The sequence below is a fragment of the Psychrobacter sp. LV10R520-6 genome, from assembly GCF_900182925.1.
GTDB lineage: Bacteria > Pseudomonadota > Gammaproteobacteria > Pseudomonadales > Moraxellaceae > Psychrobacter.
The window spans coordinates 2,033,787-2,055,655 of the sequence record NZ_LT900024.1; the positions used below are offsets into that span (position 1 = coordinate 2,033,787).

At 43.2% G+C, this 21,869-nt stretch carries 21 protein-coding genes; 10 read left to right on the top strand and 11 right to left on the bottom strand.

Features of this window, described 5'->3' with window-relative positions; all coding sequences use genetic code 11:
- The first annotated feature begins 446 nt into the window (after positions 1–446).
- Positions 447–683 carry a 50S ribosomal protein L28 gene (gene rpmB / locus U1P77_RS08390; protein ID WP_147224075.1) on the top strand — a complete coding sequence of 79 codons (237 nt, stop codon included), beginning with the start codon at positions 447–449 and terminating at the stop codon, positions 681–683.
- A gap of 39 nt (positions 684–722) precedes the next feature.
- Complete coding sequence (rpmG, locus tag U1P77_RS08395; RefSeq protein ID WP_068037488.1) at positions 723–878, top strand: 50S ribosomal protein L33; 156 nt, start codon at positions 723–725, stop codon at positions 876–878.
- A 196-nt stretch (positions 879–1,074) separates the two neighbouring features.
- Here the strand turns inward: rpmG and U1P77_RS08400 are convergent, their stop codons facing one another.
- From U1P77_RS08400 to ispH, 11 genes are all read right to left on the bottom strand, one after another.
- A complete protein-coding gene (locus U1P77_RS08400; RefSeq protein ID WP_201556372.1) occupies positions 1,075–1,386 on the bottom strand; it encodes a hypothetical protein in 312 nt (103 codons plus the stop codon).
- A 200-nt stretch (positions 1,387–1,586) separates the two neighbouring features.
- Positions 1,587–1,895 (bottom strand): hypothetical protein, encoded by a 309-nt coding sequence (locus U1P77_RS08405; RefSeq protein ID WP_321154583.1) that lies wholly within the window; start codon positions 1,893–1,895, stop codon positions 1,587–1,589.
- Between the two features lie 267 nt (positions 1,896–2,162).
- Positions 2,163–2,528, bottom strand: coding sequence for a hypothetical protein (locus U1P77_RS08410; RefSeq protein ID WP_321154584.1), 366 nt, complete (start codon positions 2,526–2,528; stop codon positions 2,163–2,165).
- A gap of 68 nt (positions 2,529–2,596) precedes the next feature.
- A complete protein-coding gene (gene rpe / locus U1P77_RS08415) occupies positions 2,597–3,292 on the bottom strand; it encodes a ribulose-phosphate 3-epimerase (protein WP_321154585.1) in 696 nt (231 codons plus the stop codon).
- A gap of 197 nt (positions 3,293–3,489) precedes the next feature.
- A complete protein-coding gene (locus tag U1P77_RS08420) occupies positions 3,490–3,720 on the bottom strand; it encodes a TIGR03643 family protein (protein ID WP_321156664.1) in 231 nt (76 codons plus the stop codon).
- 353 nt (positions 3,721–4,073) lie between these two features.
- A complete protein-coding gene (gene fghA, locus U1P77_RS08425; RefSeq protein ID WP_321154586.1) occupies positions 4,074–4,982 on the bottom strand; it encodes an S-formylglutathione hydrolase in 909 nt (302 codons plus the stop codon).
- Between the two features lie 156 nt (positions 4,983–5,138).
- Positions 5,139–6,623 (bottom strand): C13 family peptidase, encoded by a 1,485-nt coding sequence (locus U1P77_RS08430; RefSeq protein ID WP_321154587.1) that lies wholly within the window; start codon positions 6,621–6,623, stop codon positions 5,139–5,141.
- A 365-nt stretch (positions 6,624–6,988) separates the two neighbouring features.
- Positions 6,989–8,962, bottom strand: coding sequence for a molecular chaperone HtpG (gene htpG / locus U1P77_RS08435; protein ID WP_321154588.1), 1,974 nt, complete (start codon positions 8,960–8,962; stop codon positions 6,989–6,991).
- Positions 8,963–9,205: 243 nt separating this feature from the next.
- Positions 9,206–10,021, bottom strand: a complete 816-nt coding sequence (locus tag U1P77_RS08440) for a thioesterase family protein (protein WP_321154589.1) — start codon at positions 10,019–10,021, stop codon at positions 9,206–9,208.
- A 97-nt stretch (positions 10,022–10,118) separates the two neighbouring features.
- Positions 10,119–10,370 (bottom strand): hypothetical protein, encoded by a 252-nt coding sequence (locus tag U1P77_RS08445; RefSeq protein WP_321154590.1) that lies wholly within the window; start codon positions 10,368–10,370, stop codon positions 10,119–10,121.
- A 19-nt stretch (positions 10,371–10,389) separates the two neighbouring features.
- A complete protein-coding gene (ispH, locus tag U1P77_RS08450; protein ID WP_321154591.1) occupies positions 10,390–11,367 on the bottom strand; it encodes a 4-hydroxy-3-methylbut-2-enyl diphosphate reductase in 978 nt (325 codons plus the stop codon).
- 408 nt (positions 11,368–11,775) lie between these two features.
- Between ispH and gmk the strand changes: the two genes are divergently transcribed.
- From gmk to U1P77_RS08490, 8 genes are all read left to right on the top strand, one after another.
- The gene (gene gmk / locus U1P77_RS08455) at positions 11,776–12,402 is read left to right on the top strand and encodes a guanylate kinase (RefSeq protein ID WP_321154592.1); all 627 of its coding nucleotides are present in this window, start codon (positions 11,776–11,778) and stop codon (positions 12,400–12,402) included.
- Positions 12,403–12,595: 193 nt separating this feature from the next.
- Positions 12,596–12,856, top strand: coding sequence for a DNA-directed RNA polymerase subunit omega (gene rpoZ / locus U1P77_RS08460; protein ID WP_321154593.1), 261 nt, complete (start codon positions 12,596–12,598; stop codon positions 12,854–12,856).
- Between the two features lie 405 nt (positions 12,857–13,261).
- The gene (locus tag U1P77_RS08465; protein WP_321154594.1) at positions 13,262–15,448 is read left to right on the top strand and encodes a RelA/SpoT family protein; all 2,187 of its coding nucleotides are present in this window, start codon (positions 13,262–13,264) and stop codon (positions 15,446–15,448) included.
- Between the two features lie 106 nt (positions 15,449–15,554).
- Positions 15,555–15,935, top strand: a complete 381-nt coding sequence (locus U1P77_RS08470; protein WP_321154595.1) for a Rid family detoxifying hydrolase — start codon at positions 15,555–15,557, stop codon at positions 15,933–15,935.
- 172 nt (positions 15,936–16,107) lie between these two features.
- Entirely contained in the window at positions 16,108–18,393 is a 2,286-nt protein-coding gene (locus U1P77_RS08475; RefSeq protein WP_321156665.1) for a primosomal protein N', read from the top strand.
- Positions 18,394–18,766: 373 nt separating this feature from the next.
- Entirely contained in the window at positions 18,767–19,927 is a 1,161-nt protein-coding gene (locus tag U1P77_RS08480; protein ID WP_321154596.1) for a cation diffusion facilitator family transporter, read from the top strand.
- Between the two features lie 388 nt (positions 19,928–20,315).
- Positions 20,316–20,864: a YqiA/YcfP family alpha/beta fold hydrolase gene (locus tag U1P77_RS08485; protein WP_321154597.1), complete on the top strand. Its 549-nt coding sequence runs from the start codon at positions 20,316–20,318 to the stop codon at positions 20,862–20,864.
- A 261-nt stretch (positions 20,865–21,125) separates the two neighbouring features.
- Complete coding sequence (locus U1P77_RS08490) at positions 21,126–21,854, top strand: hypothetical protein (protein WP_321154598.1); 729 nt, start codon at positions 21,126–21,128, stop codon at positions 21,852–21,854.
- Positions 21,855–21,869: the final 15 nt, after the last annotated feature.

A 21,869-nucleotide genomic window follows, 5' to 3' on the forward strand; every position in this document is an offset into this window, starting at 1 on the left:
CGTTGCCTTCTTTTCGGGAAAATATCTAAAAGAAAGGCAACGATACATAGATTTACAGTAAGGTTAACTGTACTAACAGTTTGTATGAAATTTATAACAGCAACTTTACTGACTTTTGTTATAACTTACAACTAAAGATTAAAACTTTGCATTAAGTAATCAACAACATAGCGCATGAAATTCAGGGTATAATAGCTGACTTACATGACGACAATTATCATAAAATAGTTTGAGTATTTATTGATTTTATGGTATAAATGTCGACTTTAAAATTTTCTGAATTGGTCTGCCTGTTATTTGCCTTTAGATGACAGAAATACCAGCTCAACCTTCATATAGTTTTGTTTGGTGCAATGGTGCCGCTTGCTGTGTCCATGCCGCAAATGCGCGCAACTTGCCCAGACTGGTATGAGAATGACTCATACTTCATAGATCAGGAGTTCGCCATGTCTAGAGTTTGCCAAGTGACTGGAAAGCGCCCTATGGTGGGTAATAATGTTTCGCACGCAAACAACAAAACCCGTCGTCGCTTTCTACCAAACCTTCAACGCCATCGTTTTTGGGTAGAATCTGAAAATCGTTTTGTGCGTCTACGTATATCTACTAAAGGTATGCGCATCATTGACAAACTAGGTATCGATAAAGTGTTAGCAGATTTGCGCGCACAAGGTCAAAAAGTTTAAGCTTAGTGCTTGCACGCTATCATTTAAAGGAAAACTATCATGAGAGATAAAATCAAGTTGGTATCAACTGCTGGTACTGGGTATTATTACACCACTACCAAAAACAAGCGCACGATGCCTGGCAAAATGGAAATCAAAAAGTTTGATCCAAAAATTCGCCAGCATGTGATCTTTAAAGAAGCAAAAATCAAATAATATTTATTTACGGATAACTATTATTAGACTGTCGTTTTTCACTGGAGTTATTTGGTGCTAAACAAAAAAAGGGTTTATCAATTGATAAACCCTTTTTTATTGTCTGCTGTTTTGATCGCTAATAGTTAATTCTAGCTGTCTATCAATGTATTAGCTAACATTGCTATTAGTTGGCATGGGAAAAATTTCGTTCGTATTAGCTGTAGTTCGTTGGCTCTTTATCATAAACATGTGCATGCCACTGGCTCATTTGCTTTTGCATTATGACCTGAATGGCCGCATGAATCATGTGCTGCCCGATTGGTTGAGTATCACTACCAAGCAACTCTTTGAGCTTGTCAGAGAAATCAATAGTCATTAGCGGCTCATCATCACCCTCAGCGTCGCGTAATAATAACCTGCCATTATCTGCTTCTACTAGCTCAAGGGTGGTCTCTTTGGCAAGTCCGGCAAACTGGTCGGTACTGTCAATATCCACTTCTATCTCATTATCAATATCGTATGGCATTTGGCTTTTTCCTCATTATCCCGTCTTATACTTGCACGGAGATTATAATCTAGCAAAGCTAGCATCTCTCAACATCTCATAGTAACGCGGGCAAATATCTCTTATTCATACAATGGACGCTTTAACTCTATAATTCAAGGGGTCTCACATAAGTCTTATGAAGGATTCGATATAAAACGCATAAGAGAATCGGCAAACTACTACCAATAGCGCAGTTTTGCTAAAGTGAATAGAAACGCCACAAACATACCAAGATAATAAACCAACTTTAGCTCAAAGGTAGGATCGCGGTATTTAAACGGTAGCGCAACAGTTGCGGTCGCGGTTGGCAATATTAATAACATCAGTAGCCAGTTTTCGATGACATTAAGCCAGCCTTGTAAATCATTACCTATGCGTAGCGATGCCAATCCTAATAACAGACAGCCGATGATTAGGGCAATAATTAAACCGTTTGGAATGTCTTTGGGAAAAATAATATCAGTAATTTTGGTAGGTGATGTTTGCATGCAAGGATCCAGTCACGGTTGAAAGGGGTGACTTATTGATTTAAAGAGAGGTTTATTTAGCATAACTGTTATTCAATGAAATTGTTGATTGAAAGCGATATCGACATCTATAAGTAACGCGACTCTCAACTTAATATGGGCTATCGTAGGCTGGCGCTTTTAGCCCAGTCAATCGTAACAATTTGCCAAAAACGCTGGGCTAAAGCCACAGCCTACGCCAAAAATTATGATAGTTGAGAGTGGAGTATAAGTAGTAAGACAGAACGCCTAGCTATAAGTGCCCATCAGCCACAATAGAGAGATGCAAGACGTTAGGTAGCCCAGACTAATAGCATTCCAGCTCGCAATATGCATGCCTTTAACCTTATTAAGCACGCGCGACCCCAGCCAAAAAAATAGCGGAATACCAAGCATAAACGCGGGTACTACTACCATAGCATGCTGTAATACTTCTCCGACATCATCGCCGACCATTAAGCGAAAGCCATAACCGGCTAAGCTTAGGATTAATGCAAAGACTGCCAAGCCAATGGTAATGCCTTTTGGAACCAAGCTGCGTTTGCCAGAGTCGGAACTATTACCCTGTACTTGGTTGGACGGCGCTGACGGGGCAAACGATTTTTGAGTATCCATATTTCACCTCTCTATAGCTATAATTACGAGTAGTCTGAAACTTTTAACCTGATTTTTAAATTTAGTTTTTAAATCGAACCGTTATTTGCTAATGCTAACTCTTCGCGCATGGCGGTAATAGCAGCGCTATAGTCCTGTTGGTTGAAAATAGCAGAACCGGCAACGAACATATCAGCACCCGCTTCGGCAATAGCGCGAATGTTATTGGATTTAATACCCCCATCCACCTCTAATCTAATGTCGCGGCCACTGTCGTCGATAAGCTTACGGACTTCACGTACCTTATCTAAGGTGCTGTCAATAAATGATTGGCCACCAAACCCCGGGTTCACGCTCATCAATAAGATTTGATCGACTTTGTCCATCACATAATCTAGATAATGTAACGGGGTAGCAGGATTGAATACCAACCCACATTTCGCACCGCCATCTTTAATAAGTTGTAGCGAGCGATCGACGTGGCCACTGGCTTCTGGATGGAAGGTAATGATGCTGGCCCCTGCTTCTAAGAACTGTTCAATCATGCCGTCTACTGGGGACACCATCAAATGCACGTCAATAGGAGCATCTATGCCGTAATCGCGCAGCGCCTTACATATCATACTACCAAAGGTGAGGTTCGGTACATAGTGATTGTCCATCACATCAAAATGAATCACGTCAGCACCGGATGCCAATACCCGCTCAACTTCCTCACCTAGGCGCGCAAAGTCAGCAGATAAGATAGAGGGGGCAATCAGATATCGCTTAGAGGGACAAATCATAATTGAGCTACCTAGTTAAAGTTTGCTTAAAATATCAATGAAAGTGCAATAAAATATTCGGATGACTTTATTATAACATAGGGCAGACGCTAAGCATTTTGCATCACGAGTCAGTAACTATGAGGAGTTATGCGTCGATATTAAAAACTCGCTATTGCAACCTCACTATTAAATTATTGGATCAACCAATAATATTACTATCGTGGCTTATATTGAGTTTTACAATAGGCACGGCCTACCATAAATGTACGTTTCGCTTGATGCTTAGTAGCACGACCCGTCACCCGCTGCCGCCATAACCGAAAAGAAGAGGGTTTTAACTGCTGACGCATTAAGGTAATGACATTAGTTTCAGTGAGTCCGTAGCTATACTCTATCGCTGCAAACGGCGTTCTATCTTCCCATGCCATCTCTATCACCCGTGACATTTGCACGGTGTCCAGTGCTTTATCATCTGCCACATCTGTTGCTTTTGATACCCGCTCAGCTGAATCAATAATATCTGAATTAACAGAGTCTGACTTGTTATTATTTAACCCGTTAGCGCTGGTTTGCTGCTTTACTTTTTGCTTTTCTTGTAGCGCTGTATCTATGTCGGCCTGCATCATAGCAAGCGACGATTGAGCAGTTTGTTGCTGATGCTGTTTGGTGTCTAAGCGGTCAGCTATTGATGATGTTTGAGAGTTTGTCATAATAATCTATCCTTTAAGGCGTTTATATGCCTTGCTATCTACTTCTTTCTGTATGAAATACAACTCTATTGATTTCGTAAAGCCAAAGTTTAGCTCATTTGTGCCATGCGCCAATGATGTTCGATATGATCGTTAATTACGGTCTGAATAAAATAATAGCTGTGGTCATGACCCGCTTGATAACGTAGCGTCAATGGCTGTTGTGCCTTCTCGCAAGCCTGTTGTAACTTAGGCGTCTGTAATTGCCCATCCGCTAAGAAGCCGTCTGCGGCACCTTGGTCAACCAATATAGTTGAGTATTGACGTCCGACAGACTCAATCGTCTGCGACGCATCGGACTCGGTCCACAAAGCCTTATCATCGCCAAAATATTCGGTATAGGCCGCCTGCCCCCATGCTGATTCACTAGCCGAACATACCGGTGATAGCGCTGAGACGCTGACAAACTTACTGGGAAATTTAAAACCTAATAGTAGCGCGCCGTGACCACCCATAGAGTGCCCCATGACACCGATACTATTAATTGCAAACTCAACATGCAGCAAATCATATAGCTCATCGACGATATAGGTTTGCATATTAAAATGTTCTGACCACGGCGCGCAAGTGGCATCGACATAATAGCTCGCCCCTTGTCCGACAAAATAGCGCTCATCGTTTGGCACGCTATCATTTTCATTATTATCGCTACGTGGCGCACTTCGAGGAGAGCTATCTGGCGCAATAAATATCATGCCAAGCTCGCTACATTTTTGTTGAAAATGAGCCTTATGAGTCACGTTATCCGCATTACAAGTGAGGCCTGATAGATACAAAATCGCAGGGCAACTATGGCCTGCCAGCGCCTCATCAGGCAAATAGATACTAAAAGTCATAGAGGTCTTGGTTGCCTCTGAGGCATGACTATAATAATGTTGCTCACCATCAAAGCAGCGATTGACACTTTTTTGCGTCAGCTTTGAGCTAGCCGGTAGACTGTGGGCGTAATAATCATTCATGGTTAATATCCCTTTCTTTTGCTATTTCATAAATATTTAATACTTTTCTTTATAACAATCATCCTAACCATTATACAAACTCTAAAGGTCTGCATCGTTGGCTTTATATAGATCGTTATTAAGCTGATGTTACGCTTCCTACCATATTATTTGTTATCACTCATTAGTTACTGCTACATTAGATGCGGTATTAGATATCGTATCAGCCCCAATATTGATCGTAGCGTCACTAATTTCATTAGCATTAGTTATATTCGCTACAGAGGGCCGCGAACTATCGAACAATACTTGCTCAAAAGCAGGTAGCGCAGTTTCCATCAGACTGCCCACGACCATCTGCGGCTCAGAGGGCTCAAAACCCATAAAACCTTCGCGCTCACTGACTCGCAAGCTAGCGTCTTTAAAAGCGGCCGCAAAACTAGTGTTCTCACGCAAGCTCTCAGCAAAAAACGCTTGACCAAAATAAGTCATCTCTGCAGTATTGGTACAGCCAAACGACATCTTATCAGCTGCTGAAGCCGTGATAACGACGGTAGTTGGCGAAGCCAGCTCATCAATAAATGATCCTGAGTAACAGGCAGATACCACAATCACCCGCCAGCGAATACCCGAAGCGTCTAATGCTTCACGTAACCACTCTGCATCTAAATTATCCATCTCAAGAGGCGGGTTCGCCAGTTGAATGATGTCCTGATCTCCATGCGACGATAGGGTCAGTAATAACACATCTTCATCGGTATCCATCTGCTGGCCAATCTTTTTTAGCCCACGCAGAATACTCCTTTTGCTAGCAATTGGTTCATCTAGCCAACTATAAGTATTATTAATCAAAGCGAGCGAATTACCGCTGGTGCCAAAACGCACATCAAACAACTGCCGCACCTTATTAATCTCCGAGCGAAACACGTTCTGGTCTGCAAACCCTGCCACACCCATAAAGTACCAGTCAGTTTTGCCAGATACGCTTGGATTAATGCTATCTAAAGCTTGCTGTAGCAGGCGTGGCTGCTCGTACAATGCCGCTTCTGCTAATACGGGTTGTACGGGAATTTGCTTAAAGATAGGTTGGTCTGCGACATTACGTTGCCAGATGGTTAATAGCGCCACCGCCCCTACCAATACTATAATGCGCTCCCACCAAGGAGTACGCAGGCGGCGAGAAAAGACCCACAATAGCGCCAGCGTCTGCCATAAAAACAGTATTAGAAATAATATTGGTAAGAACGAGTAGCTCCAGTCCGGCAGCCAGCCATAACTACCCAAAAACTGCACCATGCTTTGTAGTAGCGCTGATAACGTATCGGCAACCAACCACAGCACTACCGGTACAAATACTAGCGTTTGATTGCCAGAGCGCCGTGCAAGAATAATACCGCTCAATAGGATCATCATCGGCCAGATCAAATAGCTGACCATTCCTTGCTCGTTAAATACGCTACCGTTTTCGGCTGCCAACCAAGAAAACAGCACGTTGCTACCGAGCGCCAATAGCGCAAATAGTGCAAACTGTATAAAAGTTGGTTTAACCCAAGAGAACGCGCGCGTTGACCCTACCAACATCCATAGAGCGGCAATGATATTGGCAGCGAAATTAAGCGAAAAGCGCTGAAGAGAGATGGTTTTAAGTGACGAGAGTGACAAAGACTTAGACCTCTATCCAGTCAAGAGAAATGAAGAAGTAGCGAGAAGCACAGCCAATTAGTTTAGCCTGCCAATCTAACGCGATTGTAACGGATTGTCAGTCAAGACGGTAAGGCTGATTTGTAAAAAATCACATTATTATTAAAGATTAGTGTTGCAAGTCATCCTGAAAAATCACCATAAAAACATCATTATACCGTGGTCAAAACCTCAGCTAACTTTAATGTACCAAAACGTGCTAAAAAAAAGTTAAAAAACCATTAATCTTAACGAACGTCCATAAAAAAGGAGGCCTTAACATAAGGCCTCCTTTTTATTGAAATGAAATTTTACTACTTACTTCTCGATAGCTTTTTTACTATAGACTATCTCATCAATAGCTCATTGACACGCTTTAGATAAGCAGCTGGGTCTTCAAGCTGGCCACCGTCTGCTAATAACGCTTGATCAAAAATTACTTGTGCTAAGTCATTAAAATCGGCGCTACTTTCAAGCTTTTGAATCAAGGGATGCTCAGGGTTAATTTCAAGTGTGGGCTTACTTTCTGGTACTTCCTGTCCCATTTGCTTGAGCATTTGAATCATCTGTGGTGACAACTCACCTTCACCAACCACGAGACAGGCAGGACTATCCACTAATCGCGTTGAGACTTTAACGTCTTTGGCGCGCTCGCCTAATGCCGCTTTGAGCTTATCAACCACTGGTTTAAGTGTTTCTTCCGCCTTTTCAGCTTCGGCCTTTTCAGCGTCATCTTGCAAGTCGCCTAAGTCAACCGCACCCTTTGCAATGTTCTGAAACGGTGTTCCATCAAACTCAGTTAAGAAGTTCATCGCCCATTCATCGACACGGCCGGTCATAAAGATAACTTCGATGCCTTTTTTCTTAAATAGCTCCAACTGTGGGCTATTTTTTGCAGCAACAAGAGTATCAGCAGTCAGATAGTAAATAGATTTTTGACCCTCTTTCATCCGTGCTTTATAGTCTTCAAAGCTGGTCTCTAGACCACTTTGAGTACTGGTTGTATAGCGTAATAACTTGGCAATACGTTCTTGATTGCCGGTATCTTCGCCAACCCCTTCTTTGATAACATCCCCAAATTCAGCGTAGAACTGAGCAAATTTTTCTTGCTTGACACTGTCTTCGCTATTAGCAAGGCTTGCCAGCATCGTTAGAATACGACGGGCATTACCTTCACGAATCGACTTCACATCACGCGACTCTTGTAAAATTTCGCGGCTGACGTTGAGTGGCAAATCTGCTGAATCGATAATCCCTTTAACAAAACGCAGGTACATCGGAAGCAATTGCTCAGCGTCGTCCATGATAAAAACACGCTTAATATAAAGCTTTAAGCCATGCTGCTGCTCACGAGTATATAAATCGACCGGTGCGGTTTTAGGAATATATAGCATCTGGGTATATTGTACGCGACCTTCAACCCGGTTATGCGTCCAAGCCAGCGGCTCATCCGTGTCATAAGCGATGTTTTTATAAAAGTCGATATACTCTTCATCATCAATCTCAGAAGCTGAGCGCGTCCATAAGGCGCTGGCCTTATTGATGGTTTCCCACTCATCGGTGAGTACCATCTCACCACCAGCTGGCGTATTTTCATCAGCTCCGTCGTCTTCATTTTCTTTTACATCTTCTTGCCAAATTTCTTTACGCATTTGAATGGGCAAGCTGATATGGTCTGAGTACTTATTAACCAAACTCTTAATTCTACTGCGATCTAAATAGCTGTCTTCGCCTTCTCTATATTCTTCTTTAAGATGCAAGGTGATGGTTGTGCCGCGCGTGGCTTTATCGATAGTTTCAATGGTAAAGACGCCTGTGCCATCGGATACCCAACGCACGCCATTGTCTGCTGCATCGCCCGCTTTGCGTGATTCAACGCTGATGGTATCAGAGACGATAAAGCCTGAATAAAAACCCACCCCAAACTGACCAATCAGCTGACCATCTTGTTTTTGTGATTCAGATAATTTATCCAAAAAGGCTTTGGTACCTGATTTGGCAATGGTACCTAAATTCTCAATGGCATCGGCTTCATTCATACCAATACCGTTATCGATAAAGGTAATAGTTTTGGCGGCTTCATCAACAGCAATACGAATACGCAACTCGCCGTCATCTTCATACAGAGTGTCATCATTGGTGGCTTCAAAACGCAATTTATCACAGGCGTCCGAAGCGTTTGAGACCAACTCACGCACAAAAATATCGGCATTAGAATAAAGCGAATGAGTCACCAAATGTAATAATTGGGCAACTTCCGCTTCAAAAGTATGTTTTTTTAATTCTGGGTTCATACCATTCACTGGGGTCGATTCGCTCATAAAAAATCCTTTAAATTTTATATAAAACTTATTATAAAGTAGCAGTATTCAAGCTAAATCTGTTTATACGAATAAACACAGCTATAAACAAAATTCTTAAGGTTAAATACCGCCACACTGGTTATACAAATAGGGGCGCTGAAAAAAAATTCAAGCGCCCCTAGTGTTTTAAATGTTTTTTAAGTGGTCTTTCTTATCATTATTACCTTATCTACCCGCCATTTATTATTGATAATAATAGAATTAACGCGGCATCGGACGGATAGTAAGAATTTGTTCACTACGCCCAAAGGGGCCATGCACATCATGCAATACGGCACTGGTCACGCCTATGCCATCAGTACCGTACTGTTGTACCGCTTCAATACCCAACCAGCGACCTTGTGGTGAGCGGTGCATATGGATTTGTAAGTCAGTGTTAGGGAACATCCAGCCAGCCTCTGCCAATCCTAGCCCTAGCCTTGGCACCACACCATTGGCGGTATCAACCATGCCTAAGAGATGCACTACATCCTCCGTTGACTCGTCAGCTACCATCTCGACATCGGTGGTTATCCATACCATACCTTTGCCAGAACGACGATCTGCCTCAGCGACCAGACGCACACTTTTAATAAAGCCGCCCGGCCAATTTTTCATGTCTTCCCAAACGGGCAACTCATCAGGCTGATGCGCTGCTGCATTATCTTCAAGCCCTGCAATGGCGCTAGTGTCTTGAGTTAATAGCCGCCACGCACGTGCGATAATACAATCGCGACCCCGACTGCTCATTACTGATTCTATCAGCTCAATCGTTTTGCCAGGGCGAATACAGCGCGTGGTAATGATAAAGTCGTCAAGCGGTATAAGCCCTAATATATCAAGACTAATACGAGCAATACGCGTGTTATCTTGCGGCGCAAACTGGCTCAGCTCACGGGTAAGAACCCCAGTCGCCGGAGCCATATGCTGTTCGTGCTCGTTCCACGCTCCTTGCGCATGCTCGGTAGGCTGATAATGCGCCACACAGACACCATCTGCTTGCTGTTCGCGTTCTATACATTGATAATAAGCTGACATCGTTATCCTTAATTTTTTTATTCATAGTTTTTGGCATCACCCTTCTTTTTTACGAGAAGTTATATGATGGATAGACTACTTAAGGTTTGGCTTGCTTCTATATTTGATTGGTAAGCTCTTGTTTTCTTAATTTAAGAAGTTTACGACTTTTAATAATAAAGAATAGTAAAAAGATCATAAGTGCGACTAATGCGGCATAAAAAAGACTTTTTTCTCTGAAAAAATGTATGGTATTTATACCAAGCAGAAATATAACTACTGCAATAACAAACATATTTATCTTCAACTGCTTGTTGGTCTCATCAATATTAGCCTCTGCCAATAAAAATTTTGACTTTAATTTTTTCATTGTATCTTCTTTTTGAGGGTTAATTTTGAGGTTCACTCACCATTTTTCCAACTTCGGTGACTGGAATACGTAAGGCCTTAGGCAAACTAAAAGTAACATTTTCCTCAATTCCTGCTAGCTCATTGGGCAACCGACCACCCCAATCCTGTAGCTGCTGTAGCACTTCTTGAATCAGTACTTCAGGGGCTGAGGCACCAGCGGTGACACCAACACTCTGCACGCCATCGAACCAACGGTGGTCCATTTCACTGGCGTTATCAATCAGATAAGCTTGACAGTTCATACGCTCAGCCAGCTCGCGCAGACGGTTAGAGTTTGATGAGTTTGGAGAACCAACGACTAGAACTACTTCGCAGCGGCCTGCTAAGTCTTTGACCGCATCTTGGCGGTTTTGAGTGGCATAACAGATGTCGTCTTTACGCGGACCTTGGATGCTGGGAAACTTCTCCCGCAGCGCATCAATGACACGGGCAGTATCATCCATGGATAAAGTAGTTTGAGTCACAAACGCTAAGCGTTCCCCATTTTGCACTATAAGATCAGCAACATCGGCTTCATCTTCGACCAAATGGATTTGTCCACCATGACGCCGACTAAAGCGCCCCATCGTGCCCTCAACTTCAGGATGACCTGCATGACCAATCAGCACCGCATCCATGCCATCATGGGCGAATTTCGCCACTTCCATATGTACTTTAGTAACCAAAGGACAGGTGGCGTCAAACACAGTAAGATCGCGGCGTGTGGCTTCATCTTCAACCGCTTTTGAGACCCCGTGCGCGGAGAAAATGACAATCGAGCCATCAGGCACTTCATCAAGCTCCTCGACGAACACGGCCCCGCGATTGGCTAAGTCTGAGACCACAAACTTATTATGCACGACTTCATGACGAACATAGATTGGTGGCTCAAAACGCGTTAAGGCTTGATTGACTATCGCAATCGCGCGATCCACACCAGCACAAAATCCACGGGGATTGGCAAGATAAATTTGCATAAGGCGGCCTATCATTGGATAATTTAGGTTAAAAAGGAATACCCTACTTTAACATAATTTGCTTTTATTGCCCTTAAAATAGCGGTTACTGCCTTTTAAAAAGCTACTACTCCAGTCTTATAAGGGCATGAAAGCGCGAGCATTGTTAGTTATTCGTTATTTCTAACCTTCTAAGTGATGGTATTTTCTTTTTTTTACCAGCTATTTTTTGACGGGCGACTTTTTGACGATCAGTTTCTAAGCTGTTTTTTATTCTTTAACCTCGTCTATTTTCATCTTTATATAGTCAATTTATAATAATATCTTTACAAGGAAACCAAGCGCAAGCGATACATTATTATGCTTAGCGAGGTTGACGCCGTAGCGGTTTTATTATGGGCAGACTACAACATCATCAGGACATACGGTATGACAGGTTCATTGTTTATTATTACCGCCGCCTCCGGCACAGGCAAGACCTCACTGGTGAAGCAGTTACTTGCCACCACCAATGACTTGACAGTGAGTGTCTCTCACACCACCCGCACCCCTCGCCCCGGTGAAATTGACGGTCATGATTATCATTTTACCGAAGTAGAAGCTTTTGTTACCGCTATCGGTGAGTCTAAATTTTTGGAGCACGCCGAAGTTTTTGGTAATTACTATGGTACCTCAGAACAGAGCGTACGCGCACAGTTAGACGCGGGCGTGGATGTGATTTTGGAGATTGATTGGCAAGGCGCCTTACAAGTCAAAAAAATATTCACTGAGGCCACCATGATTTTTATCCTGCCGCCCAGTATTTCAACCTTACGTCAACGTTTATCTACCCGCGCTCAAGACAGTGTAGAGGTGATAGAACGGCGTCTTGCTGGTGCGGTCACGGAGATGGCGCAATATGTCCACTTTGATTTTGTTATTATTAATGACAGTTTTGAGGTCGCGCTGACTGAGTTAAAAGCTATTATTGTTGCAAATAGACAAACCTTAAAGCGTCAACAGCAGCGCTATCACCGTACCATTACCACTTTACTTAATAATAAATCAAACGATTAAGTAGAAAATTGAGAACTGGAATTAGCCCTCATCTTATTCAGGTAGATCAGGTATAAAAATCAACTGCGCAGCTAGACAAAAAATGCTATAATGGTTGGTTATTTACTCCTATACATTTTTATATTATTAATATACTTTTTATTAAGTTGCGGTCAATATTCGCCACTGATAAAAACAACCGAGGTAGCTATCTATGGCACGAGTGACGATTGAAGATTGTTTGGATAATGTTGATAATCGCTTTGAGTTAGTTTTGGTCGCCAGCAAACGCGCCCGTCAGTTGGCCAAAGGTCTCGCTGAGCCGTTGGTTGAGGTCGATAACGACAAGCCTACGGTATTGGCGCTACGCGAGATTGCCGCTGGCAAAATAACCCGTGATATCCTAAATCAGCCAGAGCATAACTTTGCTACCAGCTCAATGGATTTAGCCTTGTCAGGTGATCATGGCTTTTAAGGTATAAAGCTACTTTTAGCTTGTTAAAATACAGCTCAGATAAAACTTTTAAGACAAAACCACAGTGTAACGCTGTGGTTTTTGCTGTTTATAGCAGTAGCTCCTTAATTGTAATAAACCTTCACACTAAAAATTACGCCATTCTAGGCAACTATTTTTAATTTTTGCACAATCTGTTTGCTTAACAGTTGACATTGAGTTCAATTTGCGATTAATTAGAGGGTGGTTTACTGACTATTTTTTGGGTTGAGTTAGCATTGATTCAGCCCTCATTTAACTCAAAAACTATCATATATTGGTTAGATACGTAATAATTATTCAAATATCAACAACTATAAATTAAATATCAATAACTATCAGATAAGCAATAAGCAGATAGGTAACGAAAAATAGGATAGCCACTCTATGAGCCAAACCTTGCCCAAACTCAGTCACCATATGGTTGACGACGCTCAATATAACTTGCTACGCGCGGTAGGCTATCTAAATGCCGCCGAACGCCGTGATATTATTGATGCCTGTAAGTTTGGGGATATTGCGCACATCAAAGACAAGCGCAAGTCAGGGGAGCCTTATATCACCCACCCGATTGCGGTCGCTGAAATATTAGCCGGCTTTCGTTTAGATCGAGATACCATCATTGCGGCGATTTTGCACGATACGGTTGAGGATACTGAGGTTAGCGATGACCAGCTTGAGCAGCGTTATGGTCAGGTGGTTGCCAAGCTGGTCGATGGCGTTACCAAATTGAAATCCTCTAATCATAATAAACAACAAAACAAAGCAGCCACTTTTCATAAAATTCTGACCGCCACGCTTGCTGATCCGCGTGTACTGATTATTAAGCTTGCTGACCGCTTACATAACATGTCCACGCTTGATGCCGTACGCCCCGAAAAACAGCGCGCTACTGCTCAAGAGACCCTAGATTTTTACGTGCCGTTTGCGCGTCTAATGGGTCTTAATGATATTGCTGATTATATTGAGGTGCTATGTTACCGCAACCTTGATTCTGACATGTATAACAAACTGTCTGATAAGCTACTGCAACACGGGCTTGGACGCAATTTTCAAAGAGAGGCCATTTATCGTTATCTGACTATTGTATTGAATAATTTAGAGCTTGGTGGACACGTCAAAGTGTTAGACAATCGAGTGGCTATCTATCGGCAGTTTTTCCGTAATCGTGGTGAGATTAGCGCGTTGCTACGGCATTACTCTTTTGAGATCGTGCTCGATAATATTGAGGCCTGCGACAAGCTGGCTTACTATCTGATTAAAAAATATCAGATTGATGACGCCCATATTGGAGACAATATCCGCCGTCCCCTGCCAGGTGGCAATCAGTCGCTCACTCTCATCTATGAGCGTGATAACGACTTTGTTAAAGTGACAATTTTGACCACAAAAATGCAACAAGCCGCACGACTTGGGGTCATCGGCGCAGAGCATGCTTCCGATGTCAGCCAATCTGTCATTCAAGCCTCGCTACGCAATATGAAAGACTTAATTGACGAAGATAACTTAGACAAAAATAGTCCTGACTTCACAGCGGCAGTCTCTACTATCAACGAGCTGATGGATTATCTACATTCCAGTAAGATTCTCTGTTATAGCCCCCAAGGCCGCGCTTATGAGCTGCCGCAAGGCGCCACCGCGCTAGACTTTGCCTATGCCGTTGGGCCTATGGTCGGTAATGTGGCCATCGGGGCGAACGTCGATGGCAAACATGCTAAGCTTGGCACCGTGGTCACAAACGGACAGCTGATTGAGATTGAAGTAGACAGCAACTCTGAGCCTAAAGCTGAATGGCTAGGCTTTGTGGTCACCAATAAGGCTCGTGAACAGATTCTACGCTGGTTTAAAGACTTATCCGCAGCCGATAAGCAGCGTCATGGCAAACAAGCATTAGATCGCGCTTTAAAACCTTATCATAAAAGTCTCGATGACTTGACGGACAATGACTGGATTCAATTACTTGAATGGCGTGGTCTGCTCGAAAAAGACGCGTTATTTGAGCAAATCAGCTCTGGCACTTTGCTACCGCAATTGGTGGTATCGCGCTTGTTTAGTGATGAAATGACCAATCTTCATACTCAAAAAAATGGTAACGAGATGGCACAGCCTCAGCAATTAGTTGCGAATGCGGCAGGGGTTGAGCTTGACTTTGCTAATTGCTGCCATCCTATCTATGGGGATCCTATCATTGGCCATCTATCGCGTCATGGCTTAGTTGTCCATCGCCACAAGTGTTTTTCGCTTGATGATATTCGTAAAGACAATCCCTATCAGATTATACAGCTACGCTGGCGTAACGATAAGGCGATACAACAAAGTGAATCGGGTGATTATGGTGGAAAAATTCGTTTCCCAGCTTACCTAAAACTTTCTATAGCGCTCAGTGATGAGCAAATTAGTGAAGTCATCTATAATCTACGCCAACTGAATATGGGCGTTGAAACTGTCGATGTGCGTAGTAGTGATACTATCATCCATATCATCGTCCGTAGTCGCAATCACTTAGCACAAGGTATTCGTGAGTTGCGCTCGCTGTTAGGTTTTCCTAATATCATACGGCTATATCAGCTGTAAGTTTTACACGCTTATAAAAACAACGAAAAACTTAATCATAAAACAATGATTTCTCTTGCTAAATATTTAGCATATTACAGTACCAAAAACATAATAAGGATACATTATGACCCGTGAGACCATACAAACCGATAAAGCAGCTGCTGCCGTTGGCACCTATTCACAAGCGGTAAAAGTAGGCAATACCGTATATATTTCAGGACAGCTGGGTTTTGACCCTGAGACCATGGAACTACGAGATGGTTTTGAGGCGCAAGCCAAGCAAGTATTTGCTAATATCAAAGCTATTTGTGAAGCAGCAGGCGGCACTCTGAATGATGTGGTTAAATTTAATGTCTCACTAACCGATTTAAGTGACTTTGCTACTCTTAATGAGCTGTTTGCCGCCAACTTGAGTGAGCCTTATCCTGCACGCGCTGCGGTACAAGTTGCTGCCTTGCCTAAAGGCGGTGTGGTCGAAATTGAGTCTATTTTATATCTTGAATAGCTTTGATAAAGTATTATCGTCAAGTCTATAATCGTTCAATATAAAACTATTTAATGTAAAAACATTTAATATAAAACTATTAAGCCCAAATGGTTCTAGTCCAACGACAGACATTTGGGCTTAATTTTATTATCCCTACGGGTTTTCTCATATAAGGCTGCGAGCGCGGATGATGTTGGTACAAGTTGCTCTACCCGTCCCCCTTTATCGGGTGTTTGACTATAGCGTACCGGTAGATAGCATTAGCATGCCTAAGCCTGTCTTACCTCAGATTGGTAGCCGCGTGGAAGTGTCATTTGGTCGGCAGACCTTAATCGGTATTGTCGTTGCCCATATCGCCCAAACTGACAGCACTGTGCCGAGTAATAAGCTCAAACCAATTAACCACTGTTTAGATGATACGCCTATCTTAGATGAGCGCATGCTAGCGTTGGCTTATTGGCTAGTACGTTATTATCATTATCCACTTGGTGAGGTGTTGTCGGTTATGTTGCCAAGCTTAGTACGCCAAGGTAAACCACTAGATTTACTCATCACTCATTGGCGTATTTTGCCACATATCAGTGACGATGATTTTCGCGCTAACGCCAACAAGCAAAAACAACAGTTCGATATGCTTAAATTGCATGGCGAGCGCGGCGCAAGTGAAGATGTACTGTTACTGGAAGGTATGCAGCGGGCGTTTTTAAAGACGCTGGAAGAAAAAGGTTTAATTGAGCGCTATATTGAGCCTAAAACTGCGCCTACTGCAGTGAGATTAGCCAAAATGCCGCTCGATATGAATACGGAGCAAAAGCAAGCCGTTGAAGCAATTATTGCTGCGCATAGTGCTAATAAATATACCGGTTTCTTATTAAACGGGATCACCGGTAGCGGCAAGACTGAAGTGTATTTGCAAGCCATGCAAACGGTATTAGAAGCTGGCCAGCAGGTGCTAATCTTAGTACCAGAGATTGGTCTAACCCCGCAAACACGGGCGCGATTTGCCAGTCGTTTCGCCGCGCAGATTGTACTATTGCACTCAGGAATGACCAATACTTACCGCATGCAAGGCTGGCAAGATTGCCGTACGGGTCATGCGCAAATTATTATTGGTACGCGCTCAGCGGTGCTTTATCCTTTTGCAAATCTAGGGCTGATTATCGTTGATGAAGCCCATGACGCTTCCTATAAACAGCAAGACACCTTACGTTATCATGCCGCTGACATCGCACTATACCGCGGACTACAAGGTAATATTCCAGTGGTACTCGGTACGGCAACCCCCACCCTTGAACACTTAAAGCTGGTCGATGACGGCAAGCTAGTCGAATGTCTACTGAGTACCCGTCCTGGCAATGCCAAGCCCGCCACTATGCAACTTATCGATGCGCGTATGCAAAGTACCCATCAGCAAATACAAGACGATGGCGCACGCTACGATACGGGGCTGACAGATAAACTGATTGGAGCCATTCGCCAAACGTTAGAAGCCGGCGATCAAGTGTTGATATTCTTAAACCGTCGCGGCTATGCGCCTGTCTTATTGTGTGGGGCTTGTGGTTGGCAAGCCGACTGCCCGCGCTGTGATGCTCATTTGACCGTACACTATAGCAGCCAATCGCAAAGTAGCTCTTATTCGAACAACTATCTAAAATGCCATCATTGCGACTGGCAAGCTTACATACCTGCCGCTTGTCCTGATTGCGGCAGCCAAAATATAGATGCTAAAGGCATGGGGACGACACGGCTGAGCGAAAACTTACAGGCTATCTTTGCCAATCCGCAAACCAGCAAAGACCTCTATCCTATTATTCAGATTGACCGTGATACCACGCGGCGAAAGGACAGTTGGGAGAAGATTTATCAGCGCATCAATCAAGGCACGCCAGCGATACTAGTCGGCACCCAGATGGTTGCAAAAGGCCATCATTTCCCCAATGTGACGCTGGTCTGCTTGCCCAATGCCGATCGTGGTTTTTTATCGGCAGATTTTCGCTCGCCTGAACATACGGCCCAACTGATGATTCAAGTTGCTGGCCGAGCCGGACGTGGTGACAAGTCAGGGCGCGTGCTCATTCAAACACTACAGCCTGACAACCCACTACTACTAAAACTGGTCAAAGACGGCTATTTACCATTCGCTCGCGAGCTATTACAAGAGCGCAAAATGATGGGGCTACCTCCTTATAGTTATGCCGCTTTAATACGCTGTGAAGGTAAAACGCTGGCGGCAACCACGCAAGCTCTTAACGATGCTATTGCAGGCTTACCGAAACCCCATAATTTGGCAGTACTCGGTCCTATTGATGCGCCGATGAGTAAAAAGAACAGTCGCTATCACTCGCAGCTTTTATTATTAGCAAAAGATCGCAAGCAATTGCATGGTATTTTAAATCAATGGTGGCAGCCGGTACTTGCTATGCCAAGCGCTAAATATCTTAAGCTAACCTTAGATATCGACCCGGTGGGTTGGTAACGCAGTCAAGGCCATATAAATAGATTCCATCCTCAGACTTAATTACTGTATTCGCTGTACTGTATTCGCTCTTTTTCCTCCTGTTCTACTCATCTGGTTTCGATTCGATACTAGCGCTCAGTAGTCGAATTAGGCCGTGTCAAATTTTTATTTATCCCCGCTATTTTTACCTCTCCGTAACAGCTTCCAAGCCTTAAATATGCTAAATTCTTTGTGTCTTTCTACTTATATTTGTCTAGCTGTGAATAGCATTAGATCATGGCGTTCATCCATAGCATCAAACCCTACCATGGCACGCTATTCTGTATAGCCCAGCATCTATAATTCTAAGTATTTGATTTAACTTTTTGTAATTTCGAGTTTGAGTATTCTTATGAGTCCAAAAAACCCCAATCTCAAAAAAAATAACGGTCTTAATAGTAATAGTACCGCCAAACACGCATCAGCTGCTGCTGATACCTCTGAGCATTTCAATCAAGGTAGCACTTCAGTAAATAACTCGGGCCCGCAAGATACCAAAGGCTATCAGCGCACCTTATTAATTAGCTTTATCATTATTACCGGCTATATGTTTATCGAAGCAATTGGTGGCTGGCTGACGGGTAGTTTGGCGCTATTGTCTGATGCAGGTCATATGCTCAGTGACGCCGTGGCACTTGGCGCCACTTTAATGGCTTTCAAAATTGGTGAAAAAGCCGCGACCCATCAAAAGACCTATGGCTATAAGCGCTTTGAGATCTTAGTCGCCAGCGTCAATGGTATAACCCTCATCCTGATCGCCCTAATAATCTTTTATGAAGCCATTAAACGCTTTAACTCGCCGCCTGATGTTGCTACTCAAGGCATGCTTATTATTGCCACTGTTGGTCTACTGGTCAATATCTTGGTTGCGTGGTTGATGCATCGCAGTAGCAATGATGGAGATGGGCACAGTCATGGCGCAGATACAGATGAGACAGCCTCAGATAATACTGAAAAGACTGACGCTAAGAAACCCGTTAATCTAAATATGCAAAGCGCCTACTTGCATGTGTTAAGTGACTTAATGGGTTCAGTTGCTGCCATTATTGCCGCTTTATTAATGATGGGATTTGGTTGGGTATGGGCGGATGCGGCCGCCTCAGTTATCGTTGCTGTGCTGATACTATTTAGCGGCTACCGTGTGGTGCGTGATTCGGTACATATACTCATGGAAGGTACTCCTGAAGGCATCTCTTTAGTGGCTATTGAGCAGCGCTTGGTTGACCATTCTCAGGTAAAAAAAGTATATGATCTGCACGCTTGGAGCATCACTAGTGGCTTCAATGCGTTATCTTGTCATGTGGTGGTTGATGGTGACATGAGCATTTGTGAGGCAAGTTTATTAATTGCTGATCTGGAACAGCGCTTAACAGAGTTGGGTATCAACCATGCAACTATGCAAGTTGAAAGCCTATCGCATCAACAAGCTCAAGGCCACAGTGATGCCTTAGTCTGCAGTGTAGCGGATCGACCAATGAATAACGCGGGCAGTCATCATGGCCATTCGCATTAATACCTATTTTTAGGTACAGCTGCTTTTAAAGTTACAGATACGCCTAACTTTTTACGGCGTATCGAATTTTCCGAAAAATATATCGACATAGTGGCCAGCCTAACCAAACTGTAGCGACAATTCAAATAATAATGCCAACACCTAACATTAATAATCTAACCTAAATATCTAATTCTCTTTTTTTATATCAGGTAGATAAGCAAATCCTATTCTAGAGGCTATCATTGGCCAAAATTTGCCAGCTATTTGGCGCTCGCAAATATTAGTAATGCTCTTGTTGTTGCTTAAAAGCCCAAATGAAATTGAGAATAAAAAAAACGCCAATAGTGTGGCATAAAAATGAATGGTAAATAAAAAACATGCGCCATTAACTCAAAAAGAGACAATTATGATGTTACCTACCGAAAATAATGAGACACTCTTGCTGTTCTTTCATGGTCTTGATTCAAGCTGTGAGACCAGTAAATATACTTGTATAGAGCACCAGCCAAAGTACTGCCAAACAGTCAATTACCGCGAGGACTTTAAAGGCGTATTTGAGATTTATGATGCCCTGATTCAGGAAAAGAGGCAGGAATATTCTCGAGTAGTACTGGCAGGACATTCGCTCGGTGGCTGGTTTGCCAATCACTTTGCCCACGAGTACGGACTACGAGCATTGTTGATTGCCCCCTGTATCGATCCTAGTGTCGTACTCTTTAATAGAGCCCCTATTGCAGGCGAAACGGATTTACCTTTTCCTACCAGTAATGTTGAGCTGACTAAGGTAATGATTGAGGTAAACGATGAAATATTAGACGTTGCAACCGCTCGCGAAGCCCTAATAAATTTACCTAAGAGCTGGGAGGTAGAATATTATGAGGATGGTCATCATAGAATCGCGCGCGAGTATGAGATTTGGGATTACGTTAATAGCTTGTGTAATGACCCGATATAACGACGGCAGCACCATCATACACATCAAAGCCACCAGCAGTCTGATGTTAATATTTTTAAGCATATTTAATTTAAATGACAAATTTTAGAAGTGTACTTTTAGTAGACCCAAGAGTAATTTCCAACAAATTAACCTCACGCTGATTTATTACGTTGTGTTAGCATGTTAAAAATAGTAAAAACCTAGCCTAACAGTTATACCATCATTAGGCATACTATGCTTTTGAATGATTTATTCACGACCACTTGATGAAACTCCGCCATGTCTAGACGCTCAGCGCCATTTGTTGCCCCTAGTGATATTAACAGCCCTATAAACGGCTATATCGACGACCCTATCTCAAAAGAGGGTAAAAAACAGGCCAAAATATTACTGTCAACGCTGCAAGAGGATATTACCAGCTTTCGTGACCAGCAGTTCCCGCCTGATATCCTACGGCAAATCCGTGATATGCCCATTTATGAAGGTAACTTAGCCGAAGTGCAAGCCTATCAGCAGCGCTGGCAAAACTTAATTGAACGCGCCATGGCCTTTTATCCTGCCGCTTATCTACCGCCTGATCACCTACCTCTGCCTGCCAGCCTTGAGATTCCCCAATTTATCTATCATGTTCAGCGTTTGCATCTGACCAAAACCCGAGCCAAAGAATCTAAAAGCTTTGGCTCAGTTGGCGCACTGACGGACAAATGCGGTAACTATACCCCGCAAGAGCTTGAGCGAATGGCAGCCGTATTCGACAATGACGATGAGGCACGATTAGTCGCGCATCGTGAATTTATTGACTTACGAGCTTATGTGTTTTGCCGAGACCAAAAAGGTGAAATGCTAGAGCCTGAGCGCATACGCTTTTATCGTACCGGACTGATTGTCCATGCTTTGCCTGATTTCAAAATTGTCGATAGTCGGCAAACACCACGAAAACGCCGTAATGATGCTTACAATAATCCGCTGGCGGACAATGATGTGTGGAAGATTTATCGTAAAAAATAGCCTTTTCTAATGGCT